The 19,224-nt window shown below is 65.0% G+C and carries 16 protein-coding genes and 1 pseudogene; 10 read left to right on the plus strand and 7 right to left on the minus strand.

The window, feature by feature from the left end:
- The first annotated feature begins 32 nt into the window (after positions 1–32).
- The 6 genes from P0D89_RS02245 to P0D89_RS02270 are packed head-to-tail and all read left to right on the plus strand — an operon-like array spanning position 33 to position 7,233.
- The gene (locus tag P0D89_RS02245) at positions 33–497 is read left to right on the plus strand and encodes a chemotaxis protein CheW (protein ID WP_408362205.1); all 465 of its coding nucleotides are present in this window, start codon (positions 33–35) and stop codon (positions 495–497) included.
- The gene (locus P0D89_RS02250; protein ID WP_408362204.1) at positions 494–1,942 is read left to right on the plus strand and encodes a CheR family methyltransferase; all 1,449 of its coding nucleotides are present in this window, start codon (positions 494–496) and stop codon (positions 1,940–1,942) included. The genes P0D89_RS02245 and P0D89_RS02250 overlap by 4 nt, the downstream gene beginning before the upstream one ends.
- Positions 1,935–2,648, plus strand: coding sequence for a chemotaxis protein CheW (locus P0D89_RS02255; protein ID WP_408362203.1), 714 nt, complete (start codon positions 1,935–1,937; stop codon positions 2,646–2,648). The genes P0D89_RS02250 and P0D89_RS02255 overlap by 8 nt, the downstream gene beginning before the upstream one ends.
- Positions 2,645–5,035 (plus strand): hybrid sensor histidine kinase/response regulator, encoded by a 2,391-nt coding sequence (locus tag P0D89_RS02260; RefSeq protein ID WP_408362202.1) that lies wholly within the window; start codon positions 2,645–2,647, stop codon positions 5,033–5,035. The genes P0D89_RS02255 and P0D89_RS02260 overlap by 4 nt, the downstream gene beginning before the upstream one ends.
- 5 nt (positions 5,036–5,040) lie before the next feature.
- Positions 5,041–6,057, plus strand: a complete 1,017-nt coding sequence (locus P0D89_RS02265; protein WP_408362201.1) for a chemotaxis response regulator protein-glutamate methylesterase — start codon at positions 5,041–5,043, stop codon at positions 6,055–6,057.
- A 57-nt stretch (positions 6,058–6,114) separates the two neighbouring features.
- Complete coding sequence (locus tag P0D89_RS02270) at positions 6,115–7,233, plus strand: diguanylate cyclase (RefSeq protein ID WP_408362200.1); 1,119 nt, start codon at positions 6,115–6,117, stop codon at positions 7,231–7,233.
- A 131-nt stretch (positions 7,234–7,364) separates the two neighbouring features.
- Here the strand turns inward: P0D89_RS02270 and P0D89_RS02275 are convergent, their stop codons facing one another.
- Positions 7,365–8,174, minus strand: coding sequence for an SDR family NAD(P)-dependent oxidoreductase (locus P0D89_RS02275; RefSeq protein WP_408362199.1), 810 nt, complete (start codon positions 8,172–8,174; stop codon positions 7,365–7,367).
- Positions 8,175–8,351: 177 nt separating this feature from the next.
- Between P0D89_RS02275 and P0D89_RS02280 the strand changes: the two genes are divergently transcribed.
- Positions 8,352–9,287, plus strand: coding sequence for a GlxA family transcriptional regulator (locus P0D89_RS02280; RefSeq protein ID WP_408362198.1), 936 nt, complete (start codon positions 8,352–8,354; stop codon positions 9,285–9,287).
- Between the two features lie 71 nt (positions 9,288–9,358).
- The gene (locus tag P0D89_RS02285; protein WP_408362197.1) at positions 9,359–9,784 is read left to right on the plus strand and encodes an HIT family protein; all 426 of its coding nucleotides are present in this window, start codon (positions 9,359–9,361) and stop codon (positions 9,782–9,784) included.
- A 205-nt stretch (positions 9,785–9,989) separates the two neighbouring features.
- Here P0D89_RS02285 and P0D89_RS02290 read toward each other — a convergent pair whose 3' ends face one another.
- Entirely contained in the window at positions 9,990–10,169 is a 180-nt protein-coding gene (locus tag P0D89_RS02290) for a hypothetical protein (protein WP_408362196.1), read from the minus strand.
- A 295-nt stretch (positions 10,170–10,464) separates the two neighbouring features.
- On the opposite strand from P0D89_RS02290, the pseudogene P0D89_RS02295 reads away from it, so the two are divergent.
- Together P0D89_RS02295 and sap1 are read left to right on the plus strand one after the other, a co-directional pair.
- Positions 10,465–10,905, plus strand: a pseudogene (locus tag P0D89_RS02295) (GNAT family N-acetyltransferase); the annotation flags it as partial.
- 455 nt (positions 10,906–11,360) lie between these two features.
- Entirely contained in the window at positions 11,361–11,699 is a 339-nt protein-coding gene (gene sap1 / locus P0D89_RS02300; protein WP_408362195.1) for a surface attachment protein Sap1, read from the plus strand.
- 289 nt (positions 11,700–11,988) lie between these two features.
- On the opposite strand, the gene P0D89_RS02305 is transcribed toward sap1, so the two are convergent.
- The 5 genes from P0D89_RS02305 to P0D89_RS02325 form a co-directional block, all read right to left on the minus strand.
- Positions 11,989–13,722 (minus strand): IlvD/Edd family dehydratase, encoded by a 1,734-nt coding sequence (locus P0D89_RS02305; protein WP_408362194.1) that lies wholly within the window; start codon positions 13,720–13,722, stop codon positions 11,989–11,991.
- A gap of 40 nt (positions 13,723–13,762) precedes the next feature.
- Positions 13,763–14,767 carry an L-arabinose ABC transporter permease AraH gene (gene araH, locus P0D89_RS02310; RefSeq protein ID WP_408362193.1) on the minus strand — a complete coding sequence of 335 codons (1,005 nt, stop codon included), beginning with the start codon at positions 14,765–14,767 and terminating at the stop codon, positions 13,763–13,765.
- A 99-nt stretch (positions 14,768–14,866) separates the two neighbouring features.
- Positions 14,867–16,432: an L-arabinose ABC transporter ATP-binding protein AraG gene (araG, locus tag P0D89_RS02315; protein WP_408362192.1), complete on the minus strand. Its 1,566-nt coding sequence runs from the start codon at positions 16,430–16,432 to the stop codon at positions 14,867–14,869.
- Positions 16,433–16,534: 102 nt separating this feature from the next.
- Positions 16,535–17,539 carry an arabinose ABC transporter substrate-binding protein gene (locus P0D89_RS02320; protein ID WP_408362191.1) on the minus strand — a complete coding sequence of 335 codons (1,005 nt, stop codon included), beginning with the start codon at positions 17,537–17,539 and terminating at the stop codon, positions 16,535–16,537.
- 169 nt (positions 17,540–17,708) lie between these two features.
- Positions 17,709–19,157, minus strand: a complete 1,449-nt coding sequence (locus P0D89_RS02325; protein WP_408362190.1) for an aldehyde dehydrogenase family protein — start codon at positions 19,155–19,157, stop codon at positions 17,709–17,711.
- Positions 19,158–19,224 lie beyond the last annotated feature (67 nt).

The raw sequence follows: 19,224 nt of genomic DNA on the forward strand, positions 1-19,224 counted from the left end.
AGCCCGCCCTCTTTACGCCCGCCCACACGCTGATGCTTTTCATCCTCTTCACGCTCGATAGCGAACGCTACGTGATCGACGCGACGCAGGTGGAGCGTCTGATGCCGCTCACGCCGCAAGCGCCGCCGAAGGCGATCCCCGGCGCGCCGTCCTGGGTGGCCGGCGTGCTCGATCACGAAGGCGCGCCGCTGCCGCTGATCGACCTGCCGGCGCTCGCGCTCGGCCGCCCCGCCGCGCAACTGATGTCGACGCGCGTCGTGCTGGTGCGCTATCCGCACGCGGGCGCCGTGCGGCTGCTCGCGTTGCTGCTCGAAGGCGCGACCCGCACGATTCGTCTGGATGCCGAAGCATTTCACGAGACCGGCATCGACATGCCGCACGCGCGCTATCTCGGCCCGGTCGCGAGCGACGCGGGCGGCCTGGTGCAGTGGGTTCGTGTCGAGCATCTGCTGCCCGACGACGTCAGGGCGCTGCTGTTTCCCGAGGCGCATGCATGAACGCGCATCACGACAACGCGCTGCTTTATCGACGCTTCGCCGAGCTGCTGCATCGAACCATGGGGCTCGACGCGGCGTCGCTCGGCCATAGTGCGATCGAGCGTGCGGTCGATCAGTGCGCCGCCGCCTGGTACGCGGACGGTCACGCGCAGGCCACGTTCGCCGACTACTGGGACGCGACGCAGAGATCACCGGCGATAGTGCAGGCGCTGATTGAAACCGTGGTGGTGCCGGAGACCTGGTTCTATCGCGACGCCGACGCGTTCAAGGCGCTCGCGCGGCTCGCGCATGAGCGCCTCGACGAGCGTGGCGCGGAGCTGCCGCTGCGCATCCTGAGCCTGCCCTGCTCGACCGGCGAAGAGCCGTACACGATTGCGATGACCTTGCTCGACGCGAGCATCGACGCCACGCGTTTTCGCATCGACGCGATGGATATCAGCGAACGCTCGCTGGCGCTAGCGCAGCGCGCGGTCTACGGACGCAATTCGTTCCGCGGCAATGCGTTCGCGTTTCGCGACGCGCACTTCACGCGCACCGAAGACGGCTGGCGTCTCGCGCCGGGCATCGTCGATACTGTGCGCTTCTCGCGCGCCAATCTGATGCAGCTCGACGCGTCGGCGCTCGGCGTGTACGACTTCGTGTTTTGCCGCAACGTGCTGATTTACTTCGACCGCGAAGCGCAGCAAACCGCGCTGCACGCGCTCAACAGCGTGCTGGCCGAGAACGGCACGCTGTTCGTCGGTCCGGCGGAAACTGGATTGCTGATGCGCCACGGCATGCAGTCCGCGAAGATTCCGTTGGCGTTCGCTTTTCATCGCGCGGCGCCCGACGACCCGCTGTCGAACGGCCGGCCCATCGCCGCGCCGCTTGCCACCGCCGCCGCGCTCGCGATGACCCATTCGCCGTTGCCCGCGCTTGCTCCCGCGCAGGCGTTTACAGCCGAGCCGTTCGCGTGGCCCGATCCACTTGCGCGCGCCGCGCTCGACGGCGTGACGCGAATCGCGCCGCTCGACAGCGCGATGCAATCCAATTTTCGCACCGCGTTCGCGCCTCATCCGCGCAAGCCGTCGACGCCCGCATTGCCGTCACACGGCCCGCAACCGCCGCGAATCGACGCACCAAGCAGCGCGGCCCGCGACACGCTGCGAGCCGCGCACGCGTTAGCCGACGCGGGCCGCCTCACCGAAGCCGCCGCCGCGATCAATGCTTATCTGGAACGCCACGCGCCGCACGCCGACGCGTTCTATCTGCTCGGCGTGCTGGCCGACGCCAACGGCGACACCAACCTCGCGCGCAGCCAGTACCGCAAGGCGCTCTATCTCGATCCGCAGCATGCGGAAGCGCTCGCGCATCTGGCGATGCTCCTCGAACTCGAAGGCGATCGCGACGGTGCGCGCCGGTTGATGCAACGCGCGGCGCGCGCGCAGGGAGCGGCAAGTGCCTGAACATCGCATCGCGGGCTTCGACGATTGCTGGAACCGCATCGGCGTGCGCGGCGATTCGTCGTGCGAGCGGCTCGCCGAATACGTGCGCTGCCTGAATTGCCCCGTGTTCGAAACGGCCGCGGCCAGACTGCTCGAACAGCCGATTCCGCTGGTCGATCTCTCGCGCCACGACCTTCGCGCGCCCGCGCATCAGCAGCGCGACGGACAGGCTGCGGGCGAATCGTCGAGCGAATCGTTCCTCGTGTTCCGCATCGGCGCTGAATGGCTCGCGCTGCCCACGCCGATCTTCAAACGCATCGTGCAGACGCGGTCCATTCATACGTTGCCGCATCGACAGCATCGCGCGGTACTGGGCGTCGTCAACGTTCAGGGCGAATTGCTGGTGTGCCTGTCGCTTGCGCATCTGCTCGGCTTCGAGGGCGGCACCAACGCCGGCACCGCCGCACGCGACGAGGGCGACGAGCGCACGCGTCACGACTTGCCGCGCCTGCTGGTGGTGTCGCGCGGCGAGGAGCACGCGGTATTCCCCGTCGATCAGGTCGACGGCGTGCATCGGCTCGCGCCGGCTACCTTCTGCGCGGCGCCCGCGACGCTGTCGCAAGCGGCCGCCGCGCATACGCGCGCGGTCGCGCCGTGGCGCGGTCTGAGCGTCGGCGTGCTCGACGCCGACGCGCTCTTCGACACGCTGAACCGGAGCCTCGGATGACCGACCCGCGCCGCCCGTCGCTGATCGACCTGTTCCGCGAAGAAGCGCGGACTCAGGCGCGCGTGCTCAACGACGGCCTGCTCGTGATCGAGCGCGTCCCCGGCGACGCCGCCGCGCTCGAGGCCTGCATGCGCGCCGCGCATTCGTTGAAGGGTGCGGCGCGCATCGTCGGCGTGCAGGCCGGCGTCGAACTCGCGCATGCGATGGAGGACTGCTTCGTCGCCGCGCAGGAAGGACGCGCGTGGCTCGACGCCGCATGGATCGACGAGCTGCTGCGCGGCGTCGACATCATCGCGCGCATCGGCAACGATGAAAACGAATCGGCGCGCGACGCGGTCGACGCGTGCGTGGCCGCGTTGCAGGCGCGTGTGGCGGCAGTCTTGCCGCATGGCGCGGCGGTGCGGCGCGATGCGGCGGAGCCGACATCCGACGCGGTCGCTGAATCATCAGCGACTGCAAGCAAAGCTGCCGCCGACACCGACACCGACACCGATGCCGCGTTCAACCTGCTGGCGGGCGCGCTGCGCGCCGAAGCCACGACCACGCACGCCGCGTCCGTCACGCCCGCGAGCGCCGTGGCCGACACGCCCCCTGCACCACCCGCAACGGCCAACACCGCCAGCAGCACAACCGCCGAATCCGGCCGCATGCTGCGCGTGCGCGCCGACAACCTCGACCGCCTGCTGTCGCTGTCCGGTGAATCTCTGGTTGAATCGCGCTGGCTGAAGCCGTTCGCGCAATCCATGCTGCGCGTCAAACGCGTGCAGCGCGACAGCACCCACGCGCTCGACCAGTTGCACGAAGCCCTCGCCGACCAGAAGCTCGACCCGCGCGCGCATGCCGCGCTCGAAGAACTGCGGCGCCTTACGACCGAGTCGCAGCATCTGCTCGGCGAACGTCTCGCCGATCTGGAGAGCTTCGATCGCCGTTCGACGCATCTGTCGCAACAGCTTTACGACGCCGCGCTGCAATGCCGGATGCGCCCGTTCGGCGACGGCACCAGCGGACTCGCGCGCATGGTGCGCGACGTGGCGCGTTCGCTCGGCAAGAAAGTGCGCTGGCATCTGGTCGGCGAATCGACCCAGGTGGACCGCGACATCCTCGATCTGCTCGAAGCGCCGCTCGGTCACATGCTGCGCAATGCGCTCGACCACGGCATCGAAGCGCCCGCCGTGCGGCTCGCGCGCGGCAAGCCGGAAGAAGGCACGCTCACGCTCGACGCGCGTCACATGGCCGGCGCGCTGCTGATCACCGTTTCCGACGACGGCGCGGGGATCGATCTCGCCGCGCTGCGGGCGTCGATCGTGCGCAAGAAGCTGGCGAGCGAGGAGACGTCCGCGCGTCTGTCGGAAGCCGAACTGCTCGAATTCCTGTTCCTGCCCGGCTTCTCGCTGCGCGATCAGGTGACCGAGGTGTCGGGCCGCGGCGTCGGGCTCGACGCGGTGCTCGACGTCGTCAAGCGCGTGCGCGGCACGGTGCGGATCACCCACGAGCCGGGGCTCGGAACACGCGTGCAATTGCAGTTGCCGCTCACGTTGTCGGTAATCCGCAGCCTGCTGATAGAAGTCGCGGGCGAGCCCTACGCGGTGCCGCTCGCACACGTGAACCGCACCTTGCAGGTGAGCCGCGCGGACATCGAACTGCTCGAAGGACATCAGCACATCGCGTTCTCGGGCCGGCGCATCGGCGTGGTCACCGCGCACCAGATTCTCGACACCGCCCCGCCCGCCGATGACAGCGGCGCGGTCTGCATGATCGTGATCGGCGACGGCCCGCAGACTTACGGCGTGGTGGTCGACCGTTTTCTCGGCGAGCGGATGCTGGTCGTGCAGCCGCTCGCCCCGCGTCTCGGCAAGATCCGCAACATTACGGCCGGCGCGTTGATGGAGAACGGCGATCCGGTGCTGATCGCCGATGTCGACGACTGGCTGCGTTCGGTCGAACGGCTCGTCGCGGGCGGCGCTCTGAAGCATGCGCAGCCCGGCGGCGCCTTGAACGCGCGGCGCGCCGCGCGCCGCGTGCTGGTGGTCGACGATTCCCTCACCGTGCGCGAACTCGAACGCAAGTTGCTGGCCACGCGCGGTTACGACGTGACGATCGCCGTCGACGGCATGGACGGCTGGAACGCGGTGCGCGGCGAACGCTTCGACCTCGTGATCACCGACATCGACATGCCGCGCATGGACGGCATCGAGCTCGTCACACTGATCAAGCGCGATCCGCAGTTGCACGCGCTGCCGGTGATGATCGTGTCGTACAAGGATCGTGAAGAGGACCGCCGCGCCGGGCTCTACGCGGGCGCCGATTATTATCTGGCGAAAGGCAGTTTCCATGACGAAGCACTGCTCGATGCCGTGCATGATTTGATCGGCGAGGCCTACGGGTAACACTCATGAAGATCGGAATCGTCAACGACATGCCGCTCGCCGTCGAGGCGTTGCGGCGCGCGCTCGCGGCGCGCCACGATTACGACGTGCTGTGGGTCGCGCAGGACGGCCAGCAGGCGGTCGACTTTTGCGCCGCGCAACGGCCCGACATCGTGCTGATGGATCTCGTGATGCCGAATGTCGACGGGATCGAGGCCACGCGCCGCATCATGGCGCGCGCGCCGTGCGCGATCCTGATCGTCACCGTCGACGTGGGCGCGAACGCGTGGCGCGTCTACGAAGCGATGGGCGCGGGCGCGCTCGACGCCGTCGATACCCCGTCGCTGAGCGGCCCCGACGCGCACAGGAGCATCGCCATGCTGATCGCGAAGATCGACCGCATCGGCGCGCTCATCAAGGAACGTCATGCGCCCGGCGCGGCGGCCGCCGCGGGCATCGCGCGCGTGAGCAGTCGCGATGCGCCGTTGGTGGCAATCGGCGCGTCGGCGGGCGGCCCGGCCGCGCTCGCCGTCCTGCTCGCCGCGCTGCCGAAGGATTTCAACGCGGCAACCGTGATCGTGCAGCATGTCGACGCCGCGTTCGCGGCCGGCATGGCGGACTGGCTGAACCAGCAATCGGCGTTGCCGGTGCGCATCGCGCGGGAAGGCGACCGGCCACAAGCGGGCGTCGTGCTGCTCGCCGCCACCGACGATCATCTGCATCTGAAACTGCCCGAGGTGCTCGGCTACACGCGCGTGCCGGAAGAAACGCCGTATCGCCCTTCCGCCGACGTGTTTTTTCACAGCGTGGTAGCACGCTGGCCGGCGCGCGCAATCGGTGTACTGCTGACCGGCATGGGCCGAGACGGCGCGATCGGCCTGAAGGCGATGCGCACCAAGGGCTACCACACGATCGCGCAGGACGAGGCGACCAGCGCGGTGTACGGCATGCCGAAGGCGGCAGCGGCGCTCGACGCCGCCGCCGCGATCCTGCCGTTGCCGCGCATTGCCGCCGCGTTGGCAGCGGCGGTCAGCGCCCGATAGAACACAACCAGGCCACCGACGAGCCCGATTCACTGACATTCATTCTGACTGAACAACATGGACACCCCGAAACCGCATCAGCACGCCGCCGCGCGGAGCCTCGCAGAAGACGACGCGAACCCGCAGACGCTCGCGGAGAACGCGGACGACGCGCCCAATCTCGCCATCGACGACGCGTTGGCGCGCATCCTCGGCACTCCGCCCGCGGCGGAGTGCCCGATCATGGTGTTGCTGGTCGACGACCAGGCGATCATCGCCGAGGCGATCCGCCAGGCGCTGGCCAGCGAAGCGAGCGTCGACTTCCACTATTGCGCGTCGCCCGAAGAAGCGGTGCTGTGCGCCGAGGAAACGCGCGCGACCGTGATCCTTCAGGACTTGGTGATGCCGGGTACGGACGGCCTCACGCTGGTGCGGCAATACCGGCAGAATCCGGCGACGCGCGATATTCCGATCATCGTGCTGTCGACGAAGGAAGAGCCGCTCGTGAAAAGCGCGGCCTTCGCAGCCGGCGCGAACGATTATCTGGTGAAGCTACCGGACCGTATCGAGCTGATCGCGCGTATCCGCTATCACTCGCGCTCCTATCTGAACCTGGTGCAACGCGACGAGGCTTACCGGGCGCTGCGTCAATCACAGCAGCAGTTGCTCGCGACCAACCTCGAATTGCAGCGGCTCACGCATTCGGACGGGCTGACGGGTTTGTCGAACCGGCGCTACCTCGATCAGTATCTGGCCGCCGAATGGCGTCGCGGCATGCGCGACAGAACCGCAATCGGCTTCCTGATGATCGACGTGGATAACTTCAAGGCCTACAACGACACCTACGGGCACGTCGCCGGCGACGAAGTGCTCAAGCGCGTCGCGCAAACCGTCGAATCATGCCTGGGACGCTCGCCGGATCTCGCGGCGCGCTTCGGCGGCGAAGAGTTCGCGGTGGTGGTGCCGGGCACGTCGGCGGGCGGCTTGCGGCTGCTGGCGGAAAAGATGCGCCTCGCGATCGAGGGCTTGGCGATCACGCATTCGGGTTCCGCGACCGGCATCGTGACGATCAGCGTCGGCGCGGCGACGCGCGTGCCGTCGCAGACCGAGCCGGTGACGACGCTGATCGAAGCCGCCGATGTGGGCCTCTATCGGGCCAAGCGGGATGGGAAGAATCAGGTGGCCGTGAGCGACTGAGTGGTTTGAGCGGCGCTTGAGGTTGCGGCGCTGCGGGATAAAAAACGCGCGCGGCGAGAATTGCCGGGCGCGTTTTTTATTGACCGCGCGGTGGGTGTTTCGCGCTGTCCGCGCCGCGCGTTCGCTCGCCTTCAGGCGGCCTTGGCGCGTGCATAACGCGCAGCCGGCAGCTTGTGCGACAGATTCGGCTGCAGATGCTGGCGAGCGCTGTTCAGCCGCTCCCAGTCGGCCGCATCCGGCAACGAAGGGATCGTCACCAGTTCGCCCTGGTCGAAACCGACGAGCGCCGCATCCACCATGTCTTCGGCGGTCATCACGATCTGCGCGGGCAGATGCTCGACCGCCAGCCCCGCGCGATCCCAGAATGCCGTGCTGGTGGCGCCCGGCAGCACGGCCTGCAAGCGTACGCCCTTGCCGCCCACTTCGTGATGCAGCGACTGCGTCAAGTTCAGCACATACGCCTTGGTGCCGCTGTACGTGCCGTTCAGCAGTTCGGGCGACAGCGCCACGATCGACGAAATATTGATCACGGCGCCCTGCCCCCGTTCGACAAATCCGGGGACGGCCGCCGCCGTCAGGCGCGTGAGCGCGGTCACGTTCAGGTCGATCATCTTCTCCAGCTCGTCGACGTCCGAATCGATCAGCGGGGCCGTTGCGCCGACGCCCGCGTTGTTGACCAGCATCGTGATCGCGCGATCCGCGCGCAGCCGCTCTTCGATCCGGCGCACGTCGCCCTTGACGGTCAGGTCGGCTGCCACGGATTCGACATGGCGCCCGGTTTCCCGCGTCAGCCGCTCGGCCAGGCCATTCAGACGCTGCACGTCGCGCGCGACCAGAATCAGGTCATAGCCGCGCCGCGCGAGGCGGTCCGCGTAAACCGCGCCGATACCCGACGACGCGCCCGTCACCAATGCTGTCCCTTTGCTTGCTTGCGTTGCCATTTGAAGCTCTCCTTGCGGGTTCGGCGCATCGTGCCGATGCCCTGTCCGATGAATGGAAAAACTATGAGCCACCACTGCCGCCTCTTTTCCGTTCGGCATCGCGGTGTTGACGAAGCAAGTCTAGGCGCGTAGTCTTTTGTCTCAAATGTCGTATTTACCTCGTTTTAGGACATCATCATGAGGCATGTCGGCGTGGTGGTTTTTCCCGGCTTCCAGATCCTCGATATGGTCGCGGTCTCCATATTCGAACTGGCGAATCTGGAGGCCGATCAGCCCGAGTACGAGGTTGAGGTGATCTCCGAGCATGGCGGGATGGTGCGCAGTTCGGCCGGTGTCGAGATCGCCACGCGACCGTTCGGCGAACCGGCGTATGACACGGTGATCGTCACGGGCGCGATGCAGATCGCGCCGTCATCGCCGGGCCTGCTGGCGTTTCTGAACGATGCGCTCACCGCCTCGCGCCGCACCGCGAGCATCTGCACCGGCGCCTTCGTGCTGGCTGAGGCCGGGATTCTCGACGGCCGTCACGCGACCACCCACTGGGCGCATGCGCGTGACCTGCAACGACGTTTCCCCGGCGCGCGGATCGACGACGACCGCATCTTCATCGTCGACGGCGCGGTCTGGACGTCGGCCGGCATGACGGCGTGCATCGACCTGTGTCTGGCGCTCGTCGAGAGCGATCTCGGCGTGGACGTCTCGCGCGCGATCGCGAAGAAACTCGTGGTGTATCACCGGCGCGCCGGCGGGCAGTCGCAATTTTCAGCCATGCTGGACCTCGAACCGAAATCCGACCGCATCCAGAACGCGCTGTCGTATGCGAAAAGCCATCTGCGTGAGCCGTTGACAGTCGAACAACTGGCCGACATCGCGCATCTGAGTCCGCGCCAGTTCAGCCGCGCGTTTCGCGACGAGACCCGTCAATCGCCGGCCAAGGCGATCGAGGCGTTGCGCGTCGAAGCCGCACGTTCCATGCTGGAAGCGGGCCGCCATTCGATGGAAGCGGTTGCGGCCGAGACCGGCTTCATCGACACCGAGCGGATGCGGCGCGCTTTTCTGCGCGCCTACGGACAGCCACCGCAAACAATCAAGCGCGCGGCACGCGCGCTGTAACAGATGTCGTGGACAATACCGGCGAAAGCGCCCCACCCAACATGAACCCTGCAACCAGCAAAGGAAACGCGATGACCTACGACGCCAACAATCCCTTCGCACGGATCCTGCGCGGCGAATTGCCCTGCATCAAAGTGGCCGAAAGCGATGCGGCACTCGCCTTCATGGACCTGATGCCGCAAGCCGACGGTCATCTGCTGGTCGTGCCGAAAGAGGCGGTGGCCGAGATATTCGAGTTGTCGGAAGCGTCGCTGGTGGCGAGCATGCGCATGACCCAGAAGCTCGCGATCGCTGTGCGCGCCGCGTTGCGCCCCGACGGCGTTTTCATCGGACAATTCAACGGCGCGGCGGCCGGACAGACCGTGCCGCACGTCCATTTTCACGTGATCCCGCGCTGGGAAGGCCAGGCGCTGAAGATGCATGCGCGCGACGTCGCCGACGCGGACACGCTCGAAGCAGTTGCCAAGCGCATTCGCGCGCACTGGCGCGCCGACTGACGGCGGAAGCCGGTCTTGGTCATACGCCGTAACATGTGTAAAAGGCTTTGAAACCAGCGGCGTTTGCGGCGCGGCTAGACTGTGATTGCCTTGTAGCCTTCAAGGCATTGAGTGTGGATCTCTTTTTTAGCCTGCCGAAACGGCAGGCTTTTTTCTTGGCGGTTCACGCGGGAACCGCGCAAGTATTCAGCGAACCCCGCGCGCGTCAAAGACGGTGCCGCTCGCGACGCAGCGGATGCCGCCAGTCAATACGTCGATGTCTCGAAGGCACGGGGCGCATGTCGTGCAAATGGCGGTGTTCCTGCCACAATTCGTCCGAAAAAAGAAACGCGACGATGAGCAGCGGAATGACTAGAAAAGCGCCCAATATCAAGTGCTCGATCACAGTGGCCTCCGATCGCGGGAGCATGAATTCATTGTAGAGCACCGCACGTGCCCATTCAGCGCCGCGGCGTTTTTAAAATCACTCGCACCGCGCGACGCCCTGCCCGCGCCGCTCTCCGCTCTGCTTGTGTTTCGAACGCTGTTTGCAATAACGCGCGCTGAAACCGCGCGACGTTGCAAGAACTCCACTCACCGCGCCCTGACTAACAGAAGCACGCCTGCGCACCTGCCGCAGACCCGCGCACTCAAACCATCGGCTTTCGAGGGGATTCCAATGACGATCGAACGCAGCAGACTGGTTCGAAGAGCCATACGAAACCTTCTCCGAACTGACCCAGCTCTACGATCAGCACGTGCACGATCTCCGCGAACGGCGCTTCGTCGCGATCGACAACACCGGCCAAACCGTCGGTGTCGTCGAACTGATCGAGTTGGACTACATCCACCGGCGCGGCGAGTTCCAGATCATCATCGCGCCGCAAGCACAGGGGCGCGGCTATGCCACCGTCGCGACATGGCTCGCTATCGACTACGCGTTCTCGGTGCTGAACATGCGCAAGATCTATCTGATCGTCGACAAATCGAATACCGCAGCCATCCACATCTACGAGAAATGCGGCTTCAGGCACGAAGCCGAGCTGATCGAGGAATTTTTCGGCAACGGCCAGTATCACAATGCGTTGCGCATGTGCGTGTTCCAGTCGGAGTTTTTCGGGTCCGATAAGCGGTTCGATTGAGCTCGCGATCCCGTGCGAGGGCGCCTGCACGGGACGCGCCGCTGGGTTGCCTCGCTCACCTGGCACTATTTAAGTCCTGCATCTGCCCCGTTACTTCGTATTTCTGATCAACCAGCTTGAATGACTTTGTGTGCAATGCACAAAGTGTCTATTTTATTTGTATTAACTCGCTTAATTGATCCTGCGCGTTTACGCCAATATGTACCGCAAAGCTTTACTGGTTAAAGCGCCGCGCGATACGTAGCTTTTATTTATTCGCTTCAATGCCGTTCGTTTCAGACGCTGCCTAAGGTTTAAGCACCGCTCGTCGCCGGTGCGACAATTCGCCGCTGTTGCGACTGCACACAAGATGTGCTTGTCGTTCTTTCGCGTTCTCCTAAAGTGTTAGTTGCGGGTTCAACGTTAAAGTTAAATACATAGCTAACCTGAGTATCCGCCCCGCACCGGAGGTCAATATGAAAGCACGTTTCGCCCTTGTTTTCGCCATTGCGAGTTTGGCTGCCGCGACTGTTCAGGCGCAAGACGTCGTGATCAAGCCGCAGCAAACCATCCAGTTCAAGGCCAATGCGTATGGCTGTCTGTCGAAAGACAAACTCGACGCCGCCGACCACCATGCGCAAGCCGGTGAACAGCAAAAAATGCAGGAATTCTTCTCAGGATATCAATGCGTTTCGACACCGCAGAACTCGGATTTCCGGGTCGTGCGCGTGGTCGGCCACGATGTCGAATTCGTGAATTCCGGCAATAGCGATACGCAAGGCCTCTGGGCGAACGACCGGTTTATCAAGCAATAAACTGAACGCTTGCATTCCGGCAAAGCGCCGGAATGCGATTTCGTACATATGCATCCTCTGGCGATTAAAAGCCGGCGGTGTTGAACTTGCGAGTTAAATAAAGCGGCTTGGGCATTGAATGCCCGAGCCGCTTTATTTTGTCCGCAGCTGGCGGCATTCCCCATAGGGGCAAAAGAAAAAAGCCGATGCGGATTATCAGTCCGCATCGGCAGTACGCCTTCTCGCAAAGCGCAGGAACAACCAACAAAAACAATCAACAGGAACCAGCACTACCACGATCACGTGTCGCTCAATGCGAATCGCGCGGCACCGGCGCGCCGCTCGATCCGACCAGAAAGTCGAGATCCGCACCCTGATCCGCTTGCAGCACGTGTTCGACGTAAAGCCTGTAATAGCCGCGTTCAGGCAGATCGGGCGCCTGCCATGCGGCACGCCGGCGCGCGAGTTCGTCGTCGCTCACGTCCAGATGCAGGCGGCGTGCCGCAACGTCCAGTTCGATCATGTCGCCGGTCTGCACGAACGCGAGCGGACCGCCCGCCGCCGCTTCGGGCGACACGTGCAGCACCACCGCGCCGTAGGCCGTGCCGCTCATGCGGCCGTCGGAAATCCGCACCATGTCCGTTATGCCCTTTTGCAGCACCTTTTTCGGCAGCGGCATGTTGCCGACCTCCGCAAAGCCCGGATACCCCTTCGGCCCCGCGCCCTTGAGCACCATCACGCAGTGCTCGTCGATATCGAGCGACTCGTCGTCGATCTTCGCGTGCAGTTCCTCGATATTCTCGAACACCACCGCCCGACCGCGATGCCTGAGCAGCGCCGCCGTGGCCGCGGACGGCTTGATCACCGCGCCGTTCGGCGCAAGGTTGCCCTTGAGCACCGCAATGCCCGCCTCCGGCTTGAACGGCTCGGCGAACGTCGTGATGACCTTCTCGTCGTGATTCGGCGCGTTGCGCACGTTGTCCCAGATCGTCTTGCCGTTCACGGTCAGTGCATCGCGATGCAGCAACCCCTGCTCGCCGAGCTGCTTCAACACCGCCGGCACACCACCCGCGTAGTAAAAGTCTTCCATCAGATATTCACCCGACGGTTGCAAATTCACGAGACACGGCACGTTCGACCCTAGCTCCCAGTCCTCCAGCGACAACGGCACGCCGATGCGTTTGGCCAGCGCGATCAGATGCACGACCGCATTGGTCGAGCCGCCGATTGCCGCATTCGTGCGGATCGCGTTTTCAAACGCTTGCCGCGTGAGGATCTTGTCCATCGTCAGATCCTCGCGGACCATTTCCACGATACGCCGGCCCGCGAGATGCGCGAGCACCTGGCGACGCGCATCGACCGCGGGAATCGCCGCGTTGTGCGGCAGACCCACGCCGAGCGATTCGACCATCGACGCCATCGTCGACGCGGTGCCCATCGTCATGCAGTGGCCGCGCGAGCGGTTCATGCATGACTCGGCTTCGGTGAATTCCTCCTGCGTCATCGAACCGGCGCGCACTTCCTCCGACATCTGCCACACGCCCGTGCCCGAGCCGATCTGCTTGCCGCGAAACCGGCCGTTGAGCATCGGCCCGCCCGACACCGCCAGCGACGGCAGATTGCACGACGCCGCCCCCATCAATAGCGCCGGCGTGGTCTTGTCGCAGCCGACCAGCAGGATCACGCCGTCCATCGGATTGCCGCGAATCGACTCCTCGACATCCATCGACGCGAGGTTGCGAAACAGCATCGCGGTAGGCCGCAAGTTGGTCTCGCCAAGCGACATCACCGGAAACTCGAGCGGCAAGCCACCCGCCTCATGCACGCCTTTCTTCACGTATTCCGCCAGCTCGCGGAAATGCGCATTGCACGGCGTCAGTTCGGACCACGTATTGCAGATGCCGATCACCGGGCGTCCGTCGAATTCATCGTGGGGGATGCCCTGGTTTTTCATCCACGACCGATGGATGAAGCCGTCGCGGTCCTTCAGGCCGAACCACGCCTGACTGCGCAACGGCTTTCTGGTCTGGTTCGAATCGGCCATGACATCTCCCTATGGACACGCCCTGCAAGCCGGACTCGCGTCAGTGCACGCGCTTGCTGCGGCGGAACTGGTCGAACAGCACCGCCAGCAGCAGAATGCCGCCGCGAATCAGGTACTGGTAGAACGTCGGCACGTTAAGCAGGCTCATCGCGTCCTGCACCGAGCCCATGATCAGCACGCCGACCAGCACACCCGAAATCGTCGCGACACCGCCCGTCAGCGAAACGCCGCCGAGCACGCACGCCGAGATCACGCCGAGTTCCAGCCCGACCGACGTCTTCGGGTCGCCGAGACTCATACGCGAGGCCAGCATCACGCCCGCGAAGCCGGTCACGAGTCCTTGCAACACGAACACTGTGATCTTGATCCGCGTGACAGGCAAGCCTGCCAGCAAGGCCGCCTCGCCATTGCCGCCGACGGCCAGCACGTTCTTGCCGAACACAGTTTTCTTCAGCAGGAAGCCGAACAGCAGGAAGCCGACGATGTTGCTCCAGATCGGAAACGAAATGCCGAGGAACGAGCCGCCACCGAGGTCGAAGAAACGCTCTTCGGAGATCATCACCGCGTCGCCGTTCGACGTGATGTACGCGAGGCCGCGTACGACTTCCATCATCGCGAGCGTCACGATCAGCGAGTTGATCTTGTAGCGCGCGACCAGCACGCCGTTCACGAGACCGACCGCGCCACCCGCGAGCACGCCGGCCGCGACGCCGAACAGCACGCTATGCGTCGCGGTGATCAAGGTGGACGCCACCACGCCGGCGAACGCGACGATCGACGCCACCGACAGATCCACTTCACCGAGCGCGAGGACGAACATCATCGTCACTGAGATCGAGCCGATCAGCGTGACGGAAAGCAGCAAGCCCTGGATATTGCGCGAGCTGAGAAAGTCAGGGACGGTGAACGACAGGACCGCGAACAGGATGACGAACACCATCACGATGCCGGACTTGTTGATCAAATCCCAGGTGCGCGCGACGCGCGCGCTCAGGCCGGCTGAGGCGACGGCTGGGGCCGTGGAGTCGGTTGAAGGTGTGTTCATGATGTGTGTTTCCGTTTCAATGGCGCGATTCAGTTGCGTGCTTTCGTTGTCGTGCTTTCGTTTTGCTTGCTTGGATCGAGTCGGGCGAGCGGGGCGGCGTCAGCGCGGCAGCGCGAGCTTGATCAACGCATCTGGGGTGGCCTGCGTCTTGGGCAGATCGCCGACGATGCGGCCTTCCTTCATCACGATCACGCGATCCGTGACGCCGATCACTTCGGCCAGATCGCTGGACACGACGATCACCGTGCGGCCCGCATCGGCGAGCCCGTACAGCAGCCCGTAAATCTCGCTGCGCGCGCCGACATCGATGCCGCGCGTGGGCTCGTCCATCAGGAACACGTCGATGTCTTCCGCGAGCCAGCGCGACAGGATCACCTTTTGCTGATTTCCGCCGGACAGCGTGCCGATCGGCGTGTCACCGTTGCGCGTCTTGATCGCGAGCTTGCCGATGAACTCCCTGGCGGTCTGCGCTTCCTTGCGGCCGTTGAGTACGTGGAAGCGGCTGAAATGGCGGCGGCAACTGATGTTGAGGTTGTCCGATACCGAGGCGATCGACACGATGCCTTCCTGCTTGCGATCCTCCGGACATAGCGCGACACCTGCGCGCACGGCATCGCGCGGCGTGGCGAAGCGCACCCGCTTGCCTTTGAGCGTGATCTCGCCGGCGGCCGGTTTGACCGCGCCGTAGATCAGCTTCATCAGTTCGGAACGGCCCGCGCCGACCAGTCCGAAGAAGCCGACGATCTCGCCTTTGCGCGCCGCGAACGAAGCCGGCTCGCGCAAGCCCGGTCCCATCAGACCATTGACGTCGAGTTGCACGTCGCCGAGTTCGCGCGAGCGGTAGCCGTACACGTCCGCGATCGATCGGCCCACCATGCAGCTGATCAGCCGGTCGCGATCGAGTCCGTCGCCCGCTTCGAACGTGTCGATGCGGCGGCCGTCGCGAAACACCGTGACGCGATCGCACAGCTCATACACTTCGTCCATCCGGTGCGTGACGTAGATGATCGCGCGGCCTTCGGCTTTCAACGCGCGGATGATCCGAAACAGTTGCGTGGTCTCGCGCGACGACAGCGAACTGGTGGGTTCGTCGAACGCGATCACGCGCGCGTCGCGCATCAGCGCCTTGCCGATCTCGATCATCTGCCGCTGGCCGATCGACAGATTCTTCACCTGCTGCGACGGATCGATCTTCTCGCCGAGCCGTTCCAGCTCACGCACCGCACGCGCGACCAGCGCCTTTTCGTCCAGTACACCGAAACGATTAGGTAGCGCACCGAGCATCAGGTTTTCCGCAACGGTCAGTTCCGGCACCAGATGCAGTTCCTGATAGATGATTGCGACGCCCGCCGCGATGGCCGCTTTGGTCGTGGCGAACTGCTGCACGACCCCATCGAGCGAAAGAGTGCCCGCCGCCGGCTGATTCACGCCGGACAGCACCTTCAGCAGCGTCGATTTGCCGGCGCCGTTTTCGCCCATCAGGCCATGCACTTCGCCGCGCCGCACCTCAAGCGACACCTGGTCGAGCGCGAGCACGCCGGGAAAACGCACGGTGATGCCGTCGAGTTGCAGATACGACGTGGCGTCAGAAGCGGGCAAGGGCGAGGGCGCCTGCGCCGACAGCGCCGCTGCGTCGCTGTGGGACTCGGTGGGTAAGGACGTCATCGAAAAAACCTCGAACGGGTGGACAACTGTGCTCACAACAGCGCGGGCCGGTCTCGCGTGAGCGCGAGGCGGCCCGCCAGAACCGGCGGACTCGAACCCGGCTTAAATGCCGAGTTCTTTTCGCACGTCCTGCCAGTTGCTGCGCACCATCAGCTTGCCGGTGGTCTGCGTATCGGCGGGCGGCTGCTTGCCGTCCTTGATCCACTCGATGAGGTTCTCCGTGCTTTCCTTGCCGTGGTTGGTCGAGCTCACGGCGATCGTGCCGAAGAAGCCGGTCGGTTCCTTCTTCTGGAATTCGGCGAAGGCTTCGCCGGCATCGTTGATGCCGACGCCGATCACGTCCGCCGCCGGAATATGCAGCTGTTCGGTCGCGCGCACGCCGCCCAGCACGCTTTCCTCGTTGAGCGCGAAGATCACCCACTTCTTGATGTTCGGATGCTGCGCGAGCACCGGCGATGATGCGTTGAAGCCGCCTTCGTCATCGGTTGTCTTTTGCGGGGCGTCGAAGATGTTTTCCTTCTTGAAGCCGCCCGCCAGCAGCGATTGCGTCGCGCCGTCGGTGCGTAGTTTCGCGGTCGGCAGTTCGTAGTTCGTGATGCGCAGCGCGCCGACTTCTTCAGGTTTCCAGCCGCGCCGCTTCATTTCGTCGGTGATCGCCTGGCCGACCTGGTTGCCGATCTTGACCGCGGACATGCCCAGATGCGGCACGTTCGGCAGCGGCTTGCCGGTGGAATCCACCAGTTGATCGTCGACGGTGACGAACTTCATGTTGTAGCGCTTCGCGCGCGCCTGAATCGCCGGTCCGAGACGCACGTCGGGCGCGCAGATCACGAAGCCCTTGGCGCCTTGCGCGCCGAGGTTATCGATTGCGGCCAGCACTTTTTCACCGTCCGGCGTGCCGATGTTCACGACCGAAAAGCCGTCCTTCTGACCGAGCGCGGTAGCGGCTTTCTGTTCATTGATGAACCACGCCTGTTCCGGCATCTTCACGAGGAAGCCGACTTTGAGCTGCTGATCCGCGTGCGCGGAAAGCTGCACGGCGAACGGCGCAGCGAGGGCGGCGGCGGCCATCGCGGTGAGGGTCAAACGGCGAAGCTTGCTGGTCATGCCTGTCTCCTGAGGTTGAAAAGCTGCATTGATTTCGTTGGTTTGCAGCAGGGCTATGCGCGGCGGGGTCAGCCGGGGCGCGAATGAGGCGTGGGATGCGAGGTGCATCGAACTGCTGCTGCGCGATATGCGGCGCGGAGTGCGGAGTAATGCGTGACGGTCATCGCGATCAGCCCGCCACGTAGGCCGTTTTCACGGCCGTCCAGAAGGCTGCGTCGGTCGCGCCATAGGCGGACGCCTTGCGGCCGCCGCCGGGCGCGTGGTGCTCGACGGCGGTGGTGGGCAAATTGATCGTGACGAGCCCGCTCTGAATGTGGCGGCGGAAATGCCGCGCCCGTTCGAGCGAGCGCGTGCAGATGCCGGCGCACAGGCCATAGGTCGTGTCGTTCGCGAGATGCAGCGCGTGGTCGTAGTCGTCGGCGCGCAGCACGACGGCGAGCGGGCCGAAGATTTCCTCGCGCGCAATGCGGTGCTCGGGTTCGCCGATGAACAGCGCCGGTTCGAAAAAGTAGCCCCGCGTTGCACGCTCCAGCGGCTGGCCGCCGCGCAGCAGGTGCGCGCCTTCCTGTTGTCCGATGCGCACGTAGTCGAGGTTGCGCTCCAGTTGCGCGGCGTTCGCCACCGGCCCGATATCCGTGCCGCGCTTCAACGCGTGATCGACCGAGAGCTTGGCGAGCTTCGCGCGCAACGTGTCCACGAACGGCTCGAACACCGCGCGCTCGACGATCAGACGGGCCGCCGCCGTACAGCGTTGCCCGGCCGAGCCATACGCGCCGTTCAACGCCGCGTCGACCGCGTTGTCGAGATCGGCGTCGGCCAGCACCACGAGCGGATTCTTGCCGCCCATCTCCAGTTGCACGCGCGCCTGGCGGGCGGCGGCGGCCTGCAATACGCGCGTGCCGGTTTCCGTCGCGCCAGTGAAGCTGATCGCCGCCACCAGCGGATGCGCGACGATCCGCGCGCCGACCTGCCGGCCGCTGCCCATCACGAGATTGAACACGCCCGCGGGCAGGCCGGCGCGGCTGATGATCGAAGCCAGCGCCGCCGCGCAAGCCGGCGTCGATTCGGCCGGCTTGAAGACGACGCAATTGCCGTGGGCGAGCGCGGCGCCGATCTTCGCGGCGGCGATCGCCAGCGGTGCGCTCCACGGCGCGATGATGCCGATCACGCCGAGCGGCTCGCGCGTCACGTCGATTTCGACGCCGGCGCGCGCCGACGCCAGCGGCTCGACAAACGCGCGCAACGCCTCGGCGGCGCACAGCTTGAAAATCTGGCCGGCGCGCGTCGCTTCGGCTAGCGCTTCGGGCAAGGTCTTGCCGACTTCGCGCGCAAGCAGCCGACCGAGTTCGTCGCGGCGCGCGAGCATCTCGGTGCCGATCGCATCGAGTGCATCCGCGCGGCGCTGCGCCGACGCCAGCGACCAGTCGCGAAACGCCGCATGCGCCGCTTCGATCGCCGTATCGGTCTGCCGCACGTCCGCCCGCACATATTCGCCGACCGGTTCGTCCAGGTCCGACGGGTTGAACGACACGCCTGCGGTCGCGCCCGTCTCCCATCCGCCATTGATGTAATGGCGAAACGGGCTGGCAACGAGCGGAACGAGCGGATCGCGGTTCATCGACGGATGGGCGTCACGTGGGAGTCCTGGAAAGTCCACGAATGGTATGAGCGGCCCCAATAACTTT

This window comes from Paraburkholderia sp. RL18-085-BIA-A (assembly GCF_046027075.1).
In the GTDB taxonomy this organism is placed as follows: domain Bacteria; phylum Pseudomonadota; class Gammaproteobacteria; order Burkholderiales; family Burkholderiaceae; genus Paraburkholderia.